Source organism: Microbacterium pratiae (genome assembly GCF_047302165.1).
Lineage (GTDB): Bacteria > Actinomycetota > Actinomycetes > Actinomycetales > Microbacteriaceae > Microbacterium.
This window is the reverse complement of record NZ_CP154843.1, coordinates 222,518-237,771: the sequence shown is the minus strand read 5'-3', so window position 1 is coordinate 237,771 and position 15,254 is coordinate 222,518. Positions and strand designations below refer to the sequence as shown.

The 15,254-nt window shown below is 72.3% G+C and carries 10 protein-coding genes; 3 read left to right on the top strand and 7 right to left on the bottom strand.

Annotation, left to right across the window (positions count from 1 at the left end):
* Nucleotides 1–13: 13 nt before the first annotated feature.
* The 4 genes from AA0Y20_RS01075 to AA0Y20_RS01060 form a co-directional block, all read right to left on the bottom strand.
* Nucleotides 14–787 carry a DNA-formamidopyrimidine glycosylase family protein gene (locus AA0Y20_RS01075; protein ID WP_412936716.1) on the bottom strand — a complete coding sequence of 258 codons (774 nt, stop codon included), beginning with the start codon at nucleotides 785–787 and terminating at the stop codon, nucleotides 14–16.
* Nucleotides 780–5,612, bottom strand: coding sequence for a DEAD/DEAH box helicase (locus AA0Y20_RS01070; protein WP_412936714.1), 4,833 nt, complete (start codon nucleotides 5,610–5,612; stop codon nucleotides 780–782). Before AA0Y20_RS01070 ends, AA0Y20_RS01075 begins: the two co-directional genes overlap by 8 nt.
* A 149-nt stretch (nucleotides 5,613–5,761) precedes the next feature.
* Nucleotides 5,762–7,429 carry an ABC-F family ATP-binding cassette domain-containing protein gene (locus AA0Y20_RS01065; protein WP_412936712.1) on the bottom strand — a complete coding sequence of 556 codons (1,668 nt, stop codon included), beginning with the start codon at nucleotides 7,427–7,429 and terminating at the stop codon, nucleotides 5,762–5,764.
* 216 nt (nucleotides 7,430–7,645) lie between these two features.
* Entirely contained in the window at nucleotides 7,646–8,299 is a 654-nt protein-coding gene (locus AA0Y20_RS01060; protein WP_412936710.1) for an alpha/beta hydrolase, read from the bottom strand.
* A gap of 57 nt (nucleotides 8,300–8,356) precedes the next feature.
* On the opposite strand from AA0Y20_RS01060, the gene AA0Y20_RS01055 reads away from it, so the two are divergent.
* Nucleotides 8,357–8,968: an NUDIX hydrolase family protein gene (locus tag AA0Y20_RS01055; RefSeq protein ID WP_094260535.1), complete on the top strand. Its 612-nt coding sequence runs from the start codon at nucleotides 8,357–8,359 to the stop codon at nucleotides 8,966–8,968.
* 26 nt (nucleotides 8,969–8,994) lie between these two features.
* On the top strand, nucleotides 8,995–10,914 hold the full coding sequence (locus tag AA0Y20_RS01050; protein ID WP_412936707.1) for a M3 family metallopeptidase: 1,920 nt from the start codon (nucleotides 8,995–8,997) through the stop codon (nucleotides 10,912–10,914).
* Between the two features lie 11 nt (nucleotides 10,915–10,925).
* Here AA0Y20_RS01050 and AA0Y20_RS01045 read toward each other — a convergent pair whose 3' ends face one another.
* Complete coding sequence (locus AA0Y20_RS01045) at nucleotides 10,926–11,900, bottom strand: helix-turn-helix transcriptional regulator (RefSeq protein ID WP_412936705.1); 975 nt, start codon at nucleotides 11,898–11,900, stop codon at nucleotides 10,926–10,928.
* Nucleotides 11,901–12,000: 100 nt separating this feature from the next.
* Between AA0Y20_RS01045 and AA0Y20_RS01040 the strand changes: the two genes are divergently transcribed.
* Complete coding sequence (locus AA0Y20_RS01040; RefSeq protein WP_412936703.1) at nucleotides 12,001–12,456, top strand: VOC family protein; 456 nt, start codon at nucleotides 12,001–12,003, stop codon at nucleotides 12,454–12,456.
* Nucleotides 12,457–12,538: 82 nt separating this feature from the next.
* Here AA0Y20_RS01040 and AA0Y20_RS01035 read toward each other — a convergent pair whose 3' ends face one another.
* Both AA0Y20_RS01035 and AA0Y20_RS01030 read right to left on the bottom strand, forming a co-directional pair.
* A complete protein-coding gene (locus AA0Y20_RS01035; RefSeq protein ID WP_412936702.1) occupies nucleotides 12,539–13,606 on the bottom strand; it encodes a threonine aldolase family protein in 1,068 nt (355 codons plus the stop codon).
* Between the two features lie 47 nt (nucleotides 13,607–13,653).
* Entirely contained in the window at nucleotides 13,654–15,141 is a 1,488-nt protein-coding gene (locus AA0Y20_RS01030) for a DUF6421 family protein (protein ID WP_412936700.1), read from the bottom strand.
* Between the last annotated feature and the right edge of the window lie 113 nt (nucleotides 15,142–15,254).

The window sequence follows — 15,254 nt, the reverse complement described above, 5'->3', positions numbered from 1 at the left end:
CTCCGTCCTGCGCTCAGCTCTGGCAGCGCGGGCACCAGAAGATGTTGCGTTCGCTCGTGGGCAGGGCTCCGATCTCGTCGGCCCGGATCAGCGTCCCGCATCGGCGGCACGGCTTGTTCTCGCGTCCGTAGACCCACATCCGCTGCCCCGGCCGATCGTTGCCGGTGAAGGTGCGCGCCGCGCGGTCGCGGTTCGCGTGGATCATCCGGTAGCCGGTCTCGAGCACGGCGGCGGCGTCGATCTCGGTGGCGGGGGTCGTCGGGAGGATGCCGCGCACGAACAGCAGCTCGTTCGCGTAGACGTTGCCGAAGCCCGCGACGTTGCGCTGGTCGAGCAGCGCGACATGAGCCGCCCGCGCGTCAGCGCCCACGCGGCGCACCGCCTCGTCGAGGTCCCAGTCGGGACCCAGCAGGTCAGGGCCGAGGTGACCGACCAGGCGCTCTTCGTCGGCGGTGGGGAGTACCTCGACCATCGCGAGCTCGAAGCCGACGGCATCCCTATCGCGTGTCCCGACGATCGCTCGGGCCTGGAACGCGGGGGCCCGCCACCGTTCGCCGTGCCGGTACACGTGCCAACGGCCTTCCATCTTGAGATGCGAGTGCAGGCTGTACGACCCCATCCGAAGCAGCAGGTGCTTCCCGCGCGCGATGGACGACGAGACGATCTCGCCGCGCAGATCCGCCGTCGCGCTGCCGGGGACGCGGATGTCGAAGCGTGTGACCTCCTGCCCGACGAGGGCCTCGGCCAGCTTCCTCGCGGCTCGGAAGACGGTGTCGCCCTCAGGCACGCTCGCCGCTTCCCGACAGTGCGACGCGCGAGCCCGCGGTCGGTCGGCGCAGCGTCAGCCCGCGCGACGACTCGACGAAGCCGCCCGCGCGCAACGCCCGGCCGGTGGGGGTGTTGTAGACGAACTCGCCGTTGACCTGCTCGACCGTCAGGGTGTCGAGCCGGCGCGCCTGCGCCGTCTTCACGAGGTCGGCCGCGGCCGCCGTCAGCACGTCTTCGTCGTCGGTGAAGGCGAGCGCCGAACGTCCACCCCGCTCGAGATAGAGCACCAGTACCCCATCGACGAGCACGACGACGCCCCCGGCTTTCCGGCCGGGCCGATGCGAGACGCCCTCGAGTGCCGGCCAGCCGAGCGCCGCGCCGTAGGGATTCGCCGGATCGGTCGCGGCGAGCGTGACCGCACGGCGCGGTGGCGGGTCGGGCAGCGCCGCGAACTCGCGAAGCCGGTCGACGGTGACGGATGCCGCGAACTGCGCGGCACCGAGCGTCTCGATGACGTATCCGCGGCGGCAGTGGCCCGCTTCTTCGAAGCCCGCGAGCACGCGATAGACCTGGGCGAAGCCGCCGGGCACCCCCTCGGACTGGACGCTGCCCCGGGTGACGACTCCGTAGCGGTCGAGCAGCAGTCCTGCCGACGCCGTGACGCGCAGTGACGGGTCGGGCTCGACCGCGGGCAGCAGCGACCAACGACCGCCGAGCGTCGAGGGTCGCGGGGCGGCGGGTGTCGTGGGTCGCGCGAGCGGTGTGCCGCGGTACAGGCGGGAACGCGGTGTCCGTCGGGCGCTGCGGTGCGCCTGAGAGCCGCCCGACAGAAGGGATCGGACCGGGGTGAAGGTGTCGTTCGTCAGGCGCCCGGCCCACGCGAGGCGCCAGAGAGCGTCGAGCACGCTCTGCTCATTGGGCGCGCCGATCGCCGCGACGAGCTGGCCGGCGAACCAGCCGCCGCCGACGGCCAGAGCCTCGAGGATGCGCACGTCGAGGTCGCCCGACGTCGCCGATTCGTCGGCCTCGGAGTCGGCGTCGGCCAGAGCGAGGGTGAGGGGGGCCATGTCGGCGGGATGCAGCGCGATCCAGCCGTCGCGGCCGGGGAGAGTGCCGTGCCCCGACCACACGACCTCGCCCGTCGCCGTCAGCTCGTCGAGCATCCCCGGGGCATAGTCGCGGACGCGCGACGGCAGGACGAGGGACTCCCAGGCGCTCGCGGGGATCGGCACCCCGGCGAGCTGCTCGATGACGGCGGCGACACCGTCGACGCCTTCGAGCGGACGCGTGACGTGCTGCCAGACCGGGAGGAACCGGGCGAACGCCTCGGGGGAGACCGGCTCGACGCTGCCCCGGATCGCGGCGAGCGACCGCATCCGGAGCCTCCGAAGCACCTCGGAGTCGCACCATTCCAGATCGTCGGCGTCGGCTCCCGCCCCCTGGCTCGACTCGGGGAGGAAGTACCCGCTCGCGATGCGTCCCTGCGACTCGAGGCGCTGCAGCGTCTGACGCGCGACGGCGGAGCCGATGCCGAGCCGCGTCGCGACGTCGGCGGTGCGGAACGGCCCATGCGTGCGCGCGTGGCGCGCGACGAGGTCGGCGAGCGGATCGACGACCGGCTCGAGGAAGGCGGTGGGGATGCCGACGGGAAGCGCGGCGCCCAGCGCGTCGCGCAGGCGGCCCGCATCCTCGATCGCCGCGGTGCGCTGCACGCCCGCGATCGTGACCGGGATCGCTCGGCGGGCGGTCACGAGCTGCTGCAGCAGCTCGGCGGCCTCGGCGACCCGGTGTGCGGCAGGAGATCCACTGTTCGGAGGAGCTGCCGCGGCGTTCGTGTGCTCCGTCGCGCTGATCTCTTCCGCTGCGCCGGGGGCCGGGGACTCTTCGAGGCGGGCTGCGACCTCCCCGGGATCGAGCGGGCCCAGGATGCGGAGCAGATCGGCGACGCCCTCGACCCCGCGTGCGCGACGGTCCGGGTCGAGGCGCTGCGCCTCGCGCTCGAACTGCGCGATGACCTCGGGATCGAGCAGCTCGCGCATCTCGACCTTGCCGAGCAGCTCCGACAGCAGCGCGGGGTCGACGGACAGGGCCGCGGCGCGACGCTCGGCCAGCGGAGAGTCGCCCTCGTACATGAAGGCGCCGACGTAGCCGAAGAGCAGATCGCGCGCGTACGGCGACGGCTGCGAGGTCGTCGTCTCGACGAGGCGGATGCGACGGTCGGCGATGCTGCGGGTGATGCGCAGCAGGGCCGGCAGGTCGTAGACGTCCTGCAGGGCCTCGCGGAGCGTCTCGAGGATGATCGGGAACGACGGATGCCGCCGGGCCACCTCGAGCAGCTGCGCCGACCGCTGGCGCTGCTGCCACAGCGGTGCTCGCTTGTTCGGGTTGAGTCTCGGCAGCAGGAGAGCACGTGCGGCGCACTCGCGGAAGCGGGAGGCGAACAGCGCCGAGCCGCCGACCTCGTCGGTGACGATCTGCTCGAGCTCGTCGGCGTCGAAGACGAAGAGGTCGGCGCCCGGGGGTTCGGCCGCGGCATCCGGCACCCGGGCGATGATGCCGTCGTCGCTCGCCACGGCCGCGCCCTCGACACCGAGGCGCTCACGGATCCGGGCGTTGACCGCCAGCGCCCACGGTGCGTGCACATGCATGCCGTACGGGGAATGCAGGATGACGCGCCAGTCGCCGACCTCGTCTCGAGAGCGTTCGACGGTGAGGGTGCGGTCTGTCGGAAGGCTGCCGGTCGCTTCGCGCTGCTCGGCCAGGTGGGCGAGCAGGTTCTCGATCGCGTAATCGTCGAGACCCGATTCGCGCAGCCGTTCGGACGCCTTCTCGGGGCCGGTAGCCGACACCTCACGGCTGAACTTCCCCAGCGCTTCGCCGAGCTCGGCGGGACGCCCCAGGCCGTCGCCGTGCCAGAACGGAAGCTTGCCCGGCTGGCCGAACGCGGGCACGACGTTGACCCGATCGTGCGTGATCTCGACGATGCGCCAGCTCGTCGTACCGAGGGTGAAGACGTCGTTCACCCGGGATTCGTAGACCATCTCCTCGTCGAGCTCGCCGACGCGCGCGTTGCGGCTCTCGCCGGCGACGAAGACGCCGAACAGACCGCGGTCGGGGATCGTGCCTCCGCTCGTCACCGCGATGCGCTGCGCGCCGGGGCGGCCCGTGAGCGTGCCCTGGTCGCGGTCCCAGACGAGGCGCGGGCGCAGCTCGGCGAACTCGTCGGAGGGGAAGCGGCCGGCCAGTAGGTCGAGCGTCGCTTCATACGCCGAGCGGGGGAGGGTGCGGAACGGGGCGCTGCGCCGAACCGTCTCGAACCAGGCCTCGACCTCGATCGTCCCGGTCGCGCACGCGGCGATCGTCTGCTGGGCGAGGATGTCGAGCGGGTTCTGCGGCACCGCGATGGCCTCGATCTTGCCGGCGAGCATCCGCTCGGTGACGACGGCCGTATGCAGGACGTCACCGCGATGCTTGGGGAACAGTGCTGCGCGGCTGACCTCGCCGACCTGGTGACCGGCGCGCCCGACGCGCTGGAGACCGGATGCCGCCGACGGCGGGGCCTCGACCTGGATGACGAGGTCGACGGCGCCCATATCGATGCCGAGCTCGAGGCTCGAGGTCGCGACGACGCAGCGGAGCACGCCCGACTTCAGCTCGTCCTCGACCTGAGCGCGCTGTTCCTTCGAGACCGAGCCGTGGTGGGCTTTCGCGAGCACCGGCTCGGCGCCGGCCGTGGCCCCCGCCTGCGCCATGACGCCCGCAGGGACCGTGGGCTCAGGGAGATCGCCCCCGAGGCGCTCGGTATAGATCTCGTTGAGACGTCCGGTCAGGCGCTCGGCGAGCCGGCGCGAGTTCGAGAAAACGATCGTCGAGCGGTGCTGCAGGATGCGGTCGACGATCGCCTCCTCGACGTGGGGCCACACCGACCCCGTGACCTCGGTCGCCTGCGGCGCGCGGTACCAGGCGCCGTCGCCGTCATCCCCATCGTCGTCATCGCCGTTGTCGTCGCGACCATCGGGTGCGCCGGCGGCGCCCGCATCCTCGGCACCCGGGGGAGCCGGTGGATGCAGCATGTCGGGGATCGGCACGACGACGTTGAGGTCGAACGCCTTGGTGGCCCGCGGAGCGACGATCTCGACGGGGGCCGCGCCGCCGAGGAAGCGCGCCACCTCGTCGATGGGACGCACGGTGGCGGAGAGGCCGATGCGCTGCGCGGGCTTCTCGAGCAGTGCATCGAGGCGCTCGAGGCTGACGGCCAGGTGCGCCCCGCGCTTCGTGGCCGCGACCGCGTGGACCTCGTCGACGATGACGGTGTGCACGCCGCGCAGCGTCTCGGACGCCTGCGACGTGAGCATGAGATACAGCGACTCGGGCGTCGTGATGAGGATGTCGGGCGGCCGGGCGACGAGCGCACGTCGATCGGCCGAGGAGGTGTCGCCCGAACGGACGCCGACGGTGACCTCGGGCACCGTCTGCCCGAGTCGGCGGGCCGACTGCCCGATGCCGACGAGGGGCGAACGCAGGTTGCGCTCGACGTCGACGCCCAGCGCTTTCAGCGGTGAGATGTAGAGGACCCGGGTGTCGGCCGGTGCGGCATCCGTCTTGCGGCGTCGCGCCGGTTTGTCGTCGACCGGTCCGGCCGCGACCTTATCGCGGAAGATGCGGTCGATCGCCCACAAGAACGCCGAGAGCGTCTTGCCCGACCCGGTGGGGGCGACCACGAGCGCGTGCTTGCCGGCGGAGATGGCCTCCCACGCGCCGGCCTGAGCCGACGTCGGCTGGGAGAACGCGCCACGGAACCAATCCGCGGTGGGCGCGGAGAATCGGGCGAGCACATCGGCCATGTCTTCATCTTCGCGCGGACCTCCGACATCGGCGCGGTCTTGCGCCCGCGGCATCCGCCGTGCCAGCCCCCGCTGCCCCGCGTTGCCCCGCGAGGTCCCACTCGGGCCGGGAACAGGACGGACATTCCCGGCCCGATGGGGACCTCGGCTCACGACATGGGCGGGGCCTCGCTCAGCCGGCCGTCGCGCAGCTCGAGGGTGAGGCCGGGCGCGAGGCGCGAGAGGAAGCCATCGTCGTGGCTCACGACGAGCACCGCCCCGCGGTAGGCCGACAGCGCCTGCACGAGCTGATCCACCGTGGCGAGGTCGAGGTTGTTCGTCGGCTCGTCGAGCACCAGCAGCTGCGGCGGGGGATCCGCGAGCAGCTCGCGCGCCAAGGCCAGTCGGAACCGCTCGCCGCCCGACAACGACGCAACCGGTCGCAGCACGGTGTCGCCGCGCAGCAGGAACCGCGCGAGACGGTTCCGCAGGTCGACGTCCGTCGCTGTCGGGGCCGCCTCGCGCACGCTCTCGAGCACCGTGGCGTCGTCCCGCAGCCCGTCGATCCGCTGCGACAGGTAGCCGACCCGCTCGGTATGTGCGACCGCCCTGCCGTAACTCCTCACTTCCGGGCTGTCAGGCGGGCCCAGCGGGCGAATTGATGCCGCATCCCCCGATTCTGAGGAGTTAACGCTTGCCGACCGCACCAGCGCCTCGAGCAGCGTCGTCTTGCCCGCGCCGTTCGGCCCGACGAGCGCCACCCGCTCGGGTCCCTGCACGACCCACGAGCGCTCGCCGTCGCCGATCGTCGCGAGGCGCCGACCCGCCGCGACTCCGGGGTCGGCCAGGTCGATCCGCACGGCCTCGTCGTCGCGGACCCGCCGGCCCGCCGCATCCAGGGCCGACCGCGCCGCGGCCTCGCGATCGGAGGCCTCGCCGCGCGCACGACCCGCCGAGACCTGCGCGGCCGAGGCGCGGTTGCCGGAGATGATCCCGGGCACCCGCTTCTCGCGCTGCGCCTTCGCTCCCATCGCCGCGCGCCGGGCGAGCTTCGTCTCGGTCTCCACCCGGTCGCGCCGCTCGCGCCGGACGGCAGCGGCCGCCGTGGTCTCGGCCGCCCGTGCAGCCGCCTGCTCGGCGTCGCGCCACGCGCGCCACTCGGAGTACGGCCCGCCGAACACGTCGAGCTCGGTGCCGTACAGCTCGGCGGTGTCGTCCATCAGCTCGAGCAGGGCCGTGTCATGGCTGACGACGATGAGCGCACCGCGCCACCCCCGCACGAGCTCGCCGACGCGGTCGCGTGCGTCGCGATCGAGGTTGTTCGTGGGCTCGTCGAGGAGCACGATCTCGGCTCCGCGCAGTCGCACGCCGACGAGGGCTGCGAGCACGGCTTCGCCGCCGGAGAGGTCACCCACCCGCCGGTCGAGCGCGCCCGCCGGCAGACCGGCCGCCGCCAGCGCGGCCGCGGCTCGCGCCTCGGCATCCCAGTCGTCGCCGATCGTGTCGAAGTGCCGCGGGTCGACGTCTCCCGACTCGACGGCGCGCACGGCGTGGACGACCGCGGCGATCCCGAGCAGCTCGGCGACCCGCCGCCCGACGTCGAGGGTGAGGCGCTGCGGCAGCAGCTCGACCCGTCCGGAGGTGGCGACCGAGCCGGATGTCGGCGTGAGCTCGCCTGCGATCAGCCGCAGCAGCGTGGTCTTGCCCGAGCCGTTGCGGCCGACGAGGCCGGTTCGCCCGGCGCCGAAGGCTCCCGTGACGTCTCGCACGGCGGGAATCCCGTCGGGGTGGATGAGGGTGACGCGGTCGAGGACGACCGCGGGAGTGGGATGGGGCATGACTGCCTCCTCGGATGTCGTCGGGCGCAGGCGCGACCGACACCGAAGGCACCCCGACCGGGGGCGGAACGGTCCGGCGGCCAGCGCGGAAATCGAAAGGTGCGCTGGCCAGGTCGGACGCCCGAGGGGTCGACGGATCAGCGCGGGATCACAGCGCGGTCGCGTCGAAACCGATCAACGGTCGTTCCTCACACTCGGGACAGGGGCCCGGGAAGTCTACGCCGCGGGGAGCTGCTTGTGCAGGAACGTGGCGACATCTCTCAGCTCATCCGCTGAGACGGCATGTCCGAGATCGGGGTACACGCGTCCGCTCAGGTCGACCCGGCCGGGCAGCCACTGCGCGGTGTGCGTGATGAGCGCGGGCGGGATGACGTCGTCGAGGGCCCCGCGGCCCCAGAACACGGGCGGCCGCCGTGCGGCGAGGTCGGCGTCGGTGTCGAGGTCGCCGGGATTCGCGTAACCCGACAGGGTGACGGCGAACGCGTAGTCGTCCGGGCGCACCCGGAGCGCCTCGATCGCCATGACGCCGCCCTGCGAGAAGCCGAGTAATCCGACGGATGCCGCGTCGCCCCGCTCCGCGTCGATCCAGTCCGTCAGCGCTCGGGCGGATGCCGTCGCCGCCTGCGGGTCGCGACCGTTCAGGCCCTCGATCGGGTACCACGACCACCCCGGGGTGGGGAAGGGCGGCGCGAGCGGAGCGCGCACCGCGGCCACGACGTATTCGGAGGGCAGATGCGGGACGAGGGCGAACAGATCGTTCTCGTCCGAGCCGTAGCCGTGCATCATCACCAGCAGAGGCCGCCCCGCACGTTCGGCAGGAGCAGCCGACCAGCGGACGGCCGCGGGATCGAGAGCCGGAACGGACGACATGCGACCATCCTGCCAGCCTCCCCCGACACCGCCGGGGGTCATTGGTATACATGAGGCATGGCCGTGCGCACCCCCGATCCCGATCCCGACGAGCGCGGCGAGTCGTCGCTCCCGGCCGACCCGCTGCGCGGAGCCCCCGGAGGCGGCGCGACGAACCCGGCCTGGCTCAGCGATGTCGAGCTCACCGAGGCGCGTCGTCGGCTGCCGATGCTGTACGTCGAGGCGGTCCCGGTGCGCACCGACGGCCTCGGCGCCGTCACGCAGGTCGGCATCCTGCTGCGCGCCACCCCGGTCGGCGAGATGACGCGCACGATCGTCTCGGGTCGGGTGCGCTACGGCGAGACGATCCGCGACGCGCTGTTCCGTCATGTCGAGAACGACCTCGGTCCCATGGCCTTCCCGCTCCTGCCCGCGTCGCCCACCCCCTTCACCGTCGCGGAGTACTTCCCGATCCCCGGGGTCAGCCCGTTCCACGACGACCGCCAGCATGCGGTATCCCTCGCGTTCGTCGTGCCGGTCACGGGCACCTGCGAGCCTCGTCAGGATGCGCTCGAGGTCACCTGGCTCGACCCGGCCGAAGCGGCATCCGACGCTCTCGCCGCCGAGATGGAGGGCGGTCGCGGCACCCTCATCCGACTCGCCCTCGCCTCGGTCGGCGCGCTCCGCTGAGACGCGGGTCTGCGTAGGCTCGGGGCATGACCGATCCGCAGCCCCTCGCCTTCCCCGCCGACCACGCCGGGTGGCTCGCGTTCGCCGCCGAGCGCCCGGATGCCCGCATCGCCCGTGTCCGCGAGATCGACGCTCAGCTGATCGCGGGGCATGACCTGTCGCCGCTGGCGCGCCTGCAGCTGTGGAACGAGGCCTCGATCGCCGTCGCCGAGGCGGCGTCCGAGGCATCCCTGCTGAGCGAGTCGCACCCCGACGCCGACGTGCGGGCCGCCGCCGAGGAGCGTGTGCAGGCGATCGACGGGCTCCTGTCGCGGCGCGCGCTCGACCCCGCGCTGTTCGCCGTGTTCGACGGCCTGGCGACCGACGGGCTCGACGCCGCCGCCCGCCGCCTGCTCGCCCACATCCAGCGCGACTTCCGCCGAGGCGGCGTCGACCGCGACGAGGCGACGCGCGAGCGGCTGCGCCGGCTCGCCGAGCGCGACACCGAGCTCTCGCTGCAGTTCTCGCGCAATATCCGCGACGGCCGGCGCGAGCTGAAGCTCCCTGCCGATGCGCTGGAGGGGCTGCCGCAGGACTTCATCGATGCACACCCCGCCGACGACGAGGGCCTCATCACCCTCACGACCGAGTACACCGACCTCATGCCGGTGCGCGAATTCGCGGTGCGCCGGTCGACGCGCACGGCACTGCTGTCGGTCTACAACGACCTCGCCTGGCCCGACAACGACCCGGTGCTCGCCGAACTGCTCGCCGTGCGCGCCGAGCGCGCGGAGCTGCTGGGCTACGGCGACTGGGCTGACTACGAGACCGAGACGCGCATGATCGGCTCGAGCGCGGCGATCCGATCGTTCCTCGACGACATCGACGCGGCGACCCGCGAGGCCGCCACGGCCGAGTACGACCGCCTGCTCGCGCGGCTGCGGGTCGACGAGCCCGACGCGGATGCGGTCACCGCCGCCGACCTCTGGTACCTCTTGAGCGCGCTCAAGCGCGAGGAGTACGCCGTCGACGCGCAGGCGGTGCGCGCGTACTTCGCGTTCGACAACGTGCTCACAGGCGTGCTCGACGTCACCGCGCGCCTGCTCGACGTGACGTACGTGCCCGTCGAGGCGGGTGCCTGGCACGCCGACGTCCGCAGCTACGACGTCGTGCGCGGCGACCGGCGGCTCGGCCGCATCCACCTCGACCTCCACCCGCGCGAGGGGAAGTACAACCACGCGGCGTGCTTCAACCTCGCGCCCGGCATCGCGGGACGCTCGCTTCCCGAGGGCGTGCTTCTCTGCAACTTCTCGCGTGGGCTGCTCGAACATGACCAGGTCGTGACGTTCTTCCACGAGTTCGGACACCTCGTGCACGGCATCCTCGGCGGCGCCGACGCCGTCTGGGCCGACTTCAGCGGCATCGAGACCGAGTGGGACTTCGTCGAGGCGCCGAGCCAGCTCCTCGAGGAGTGGGCGTGGGATGCCGGTGTACTGGCGACTTTCGCGCGCGACGCAGACGGCGAGCCGATCCCGGCCGATCTGGTCGAGCGGATGCGGGTCGCCGACGCCTTCGGCCGCGCCCTCGAGGTGACGCGCCAACTCGGACACGCCAACGTCTCGTACGGGCTGCACGTCGAACGGCCGAGCGATCTGCAGGCGGCCGTCGAGGGCTGGTACCGCGCGTCGTCGCCCGTCCACCCGCTGCCGAACGGGCACACCTACGCGGGCTTCGGCCACCTCACCGGATACGGCGCCTGCTATTACACGTACCAGTGGAGCCTCGTCATCGCCCGCGACCTGCTCTCGGCGTTCGACGACGACCTCATGGACCCGGCCGTCGCGACCCGCTACCGCGAACGCATCCTCGAGCCGGGCGGCAGTCGCGACGCGGCCGACCTTGTCGCCGACTTCCTCGGTCGCCCGTACTCGTTCGACGCCTACCGGGCCTGGCTCGCGGGAGCCTGAGCGGCGGCTCGTCAGCCGCTGCCCGCGCGGGCATAGCGCGCGGCGAGGAGGGTGAACGCGTCGGCGAGCTCGGGGGGACCGATGACGTCGAGCTCGGCGTCGAACCGCCCGAACGCCGCCGCGAGCGCGGTCCACGACCATGACCCGGCGTCGAGCCGGCAGCGCCCGTCGTCGAGCGGGGTGACCGTGCCGTCGCCCGCGAAGGGCGCGACAGCGGATGCCGGCAGGTGCAGCACGACGGACCCGCGACACGGCCACACTGCCGAGTCCGACCCGCGGAAGCGCGCGGAGACGAACTCGTCGACGTCGCCGCCGGGCACCGTTCGCCGCGCGAAGCCACCGCCGAGCGGTGTGCGCGGCCGGATGCGGTCGACCCGGTACAGGCGCCAGTCGTCGCGGTCGAGGTCCCACGCGACGAGGTACCAGCGGCCGCCCGACGCCACGAGATGATGCGGCTCCGCGCGCCGGGCCGGCGCCGACCCCGCGGCATCCGCGTCGCGCGCCGCCCCGTAGTCGAACCGCAGGGTCACTCCGTCGCGGATGGCGTTCGCCAGCGTCGACAGAACCTCGAGCGAGACGTCTGAGACGGCGGCATCCCCCGGGCGGACCACGACGGTCGGGGTCAGGGCATCGAGCCGGTGCCGGAGTCGCGAAGGCATGACCTGCCGGATCGTCGCGAGCGCCCGCGCCGCCGCCTCGCCGATGCCCGCTCCGAGGGTCGGTGCCGTCCGCAGGGCGAGGGCCACGGCGACGGTCTGGTCCTCGTCGAACAGCAGCGGGGGCAGCTCACTGCCGGACTCCAGCCGGTACCCGCCGTCGAGGCCGGTCGTCGCCTGGATGCGGTATCCCATCTCGCGCAGTCGCTCGACGTCGCGTCGCACCGTGCGATCGCTCACCCCCAGCCGTGAGGCGAGGACTCCGCCCGGCCAGTCACGGCGGGCCTGCAGGAGCGACAGCAGGGTCAGCAGTCGCGAGGTCGTCGTCATCACCCCACCGTATCCGCACTTGCGGACAGAACCTGACCGGAACCGCTGTCAGGGTGAGGTCGTCGAGCCGATCGGGCCGGCCCATTCCTCAGGAGCAGCGATGACCATCCAGACCACCCCTCACCTCAACTTCCGCGGCGACGCCCGCCGGGCCCTCGAGTTCTACGGCAGCGCCTTCGGCGGGCACGTCGTGATCACCACGTACGCCGAGGTCGGCATGCCCGCGGACCTGCCCGGCGCGGATGCCGTCGTCTTCGGGCTCGTCGTCGGCAGCAACGGCTTCCGCGTCATGGCGTACGACATCCCGGGCAGCACCGAGGGATCCATCGTCGGCGGCGGCTCGACGCGCCGCCAGGACAACGCCACCCTCACCGATCAGGCGTTCTTCGTCTCGGTCGGTTCCGAGAGCCTCGACGAGCTCCGCGGCCCGTGGGACGCGCTCGCCGCGGACGCCGTCATCGTCGAGCCGCTCGCGGCATCCGCGTGGAGCGCGGGCTTCGGCATGCTCACCGACCGGTTCGGCGTCACCTGGAGCTTCAGCGTCACCGCCGCATGAGCGCACGAGAGCCGCGGTCGGATCGAATCCGCCGCGGCTCTCTGTCGCGCGTCGCGCCGATGCCCGCCGACGCGGGAGCTCGTCAGTCGGTCGTCAGGCGCGCGAGCTCGGCGACGAACGCATCGACGTCGGATGCCGACGTGTCGAACGAGCACATCCACCGCACCTCGCGACGGGCCTCGTCCCAATCGTAGAAACGGAACGACGCGCGCAGCCGGTCGGCGACACCCTCGGGCAGCACCGCGAACACGCCGTTGGCCTGCGTCGGCTGCGTGAACTCCACGCCCCGCACCGAGCCGTCGGCGATGCCCGCCTCGACCGCCGAACGCAAGCGCTGCGCCATCCCGTTGGCGTGCTCGGCGTTGCGCCGCCACAGGTCGTTCTCGAGCAGCGCGACGAGCTGGGCCGAGACGAAGCGCATCTTCGACGACAGCTGCATGTTCAGCTTGCGCAGGTAGGTGAGCCCCTCGGATGCCGCGGGGTCGAGCACGACGATCGCCTCGCCGAGCATCGCGCCGTTCTTCGTGCCGCCGAAGCTCAGCACGTCGACACCGACATCGCGCGTGATCGCGCGCAGCGGCAGGCCGAGCGCCGCGGCGGCGTTGGCGATGCGCGCGCCGTCCATGTGCAGCCGCATCCCGCGCTCGTGCACGTGGTCGGCGATCGTCCGCAGCCCGTCGGGCGTGTACACCGTTCCGAGCTCGGTCGACTGGGTGATCGACACGACGAGCGGCTGCGCGCGGTGCTCGTCGCCCCAGCCCCACGCCTCGCGGTCGATGAGCTCGGGGGTCAGCTTGCCGTCGTCGGTGGGGACGTTCAGGATCTTGATCCCGCCGACCCGCTCGGGGGCGCCGCCCTCGTCGACGTTGATGTGGGCGGTCGACGCGGCGATGACCGCGCCCCAGCGGGGGAGCATCGACTGCAAGGCCGTGACGTTGGCGCCCGTGCCGTTGAAGACCGGGAAGGCCTCGGTGCCGGCCCCGAAGTGCTCGCCGACGAGCTCCTGCAGGCGGGCGGTGTACACGTCCGAGCCGTAGGCGGTCTGGTGTCCGTCGTTGGCGGCGGTGATCGCAGCGAGGACCTCCGGATGGATGCCGGAGTAGTTGTCGGACGCGAAGCCGCGCACCGAGGTGTCGTGCAGGGAGGTCATGACCTCATCCTTTCAGCCTCGGGCGCGGCCTCGGGTCCGTGCGCGGGTCAGCCGCGGATGCCGCGGGTGGAGGCGATCACGTCGCGCATCTTCTTCTCGAGCGCCTCGTAGAACATCGACAGCGGGAACTCGTCGTCCAGCACCGCATCGGTGTATCCCTTCGGCGGGCCCGCGAGGATCTCGTCGGGCAGGCCGCGCGCCCACGCCGAGGCGGGGTGCGGTTCGAGCACCGAGCGGACGAGGTCGTACGCCGCGAGCCAGTGCGCGGTCTTCGGGCGGTCGATCGACTCCCAGTAGAGGCGGTCGATCGCGTCGCCGAGGGCGACGACGGCATCCGGCACCTCGTCCCACTCGAAGGCGAGCGCGGTGTCGGTCCAGTGCAGCACGCCCCGGCGATGCAGCCACGCGAACAGCAGCTGGCCGCCGAGCCCGTCGTAGTTGCGCACCCGCGTGCCGGTGATCGCGAACCGGAAGATCCGGTCGAAGATCACGGCATACTGCACGAGCCGCGCGAGGCGCAGCAGCTCGGCGTCGACCGGATCGAGATCCGTCTCGGCGCTCAACCGACGGTCGAGCGCGACGCACTCGCGGAACGCCGTCAGGTCGCACCGCAGCTCTTCGAGGGAGTACAGGAAGAACGGCATCCGCTGCTTGATCATGAACGGATCGAACGGCAGGTCGCCGCGCATGTGGGTCCGGTCGTGGATGAGGTCCCACATGACGAACGCCCGCTCGGTGAGCGCCTGGTCGTCGAGCATCTCCGCGGCTTCGGCGGGCAGGTCGAGCTTCGTGATCTCCGACGCGGCCCGCACGACGCGGCGGTAACGGGCGGCCTCGCGATCCTGGAAGATCGCGCCCCACGTGAACGGCGGGATCTCGCGCATCGCGACGGTCTCGGGGAAGAGCACCGCCGAATCGGTGTCGTACCCGGCCGTGAAGTCGAGCAGCCGCAACGAGACGAAGAGCCGGTTCGGGTACATCGTCTCGAGGCGCGCGATCGCCTCGGGCCAGATCGTCTCGACGAGCAGCGCCTCGACGTGACGGTTCCGCGATCCGTTCTGCGTGTACATCGGGAAGACGACGAGGTGCCGGATGCCGTCGACGCGGTGCAGCTGCGGCTGGAAGGCCACGAGTGAATCGAGGAAATCGGGCACGCCGAACGCCCCCTCCGTCGAGGCCTCGCCGTCCGGATGATCGGAGGCGGCCCATCTGTCGAAGTCGCGGATCGACGCCGCGAGGTAGTCCGCATCGTGCGGGAACCTCGGGGCCAGCCGGCCGATCGCGGCGGTGATCGCCGCGACATGACGGCGTGCCGTCTCGTGGTGGCTCGCGTCGGGCACGGAGCCGTCGGCGGCCTGCAGGTGTTGCAGGGCCGTCGCGGCGTCGCGTAGCGCGAACCACGCCGGATCGTGCTCGACGCCGTCGGCGAGCTTGATGCTCGTGACGGCGACCGCGCCGCCGTCCTCGACGACCTCGGGCTCGCCGATGATCGTCTTGGCGGCACCGGGGGTGGGATGCGTCTGAGCGATGGACATGGGGAACCTCCGATCTACGAGGTACGGCTCCCGCGCGGGAGCGGTGGTCAGGTGGCGTCAGCCTAACCGGACGCCGAGCTTTCGGCGACGGCGGTGGCGATACACCTGTCGGA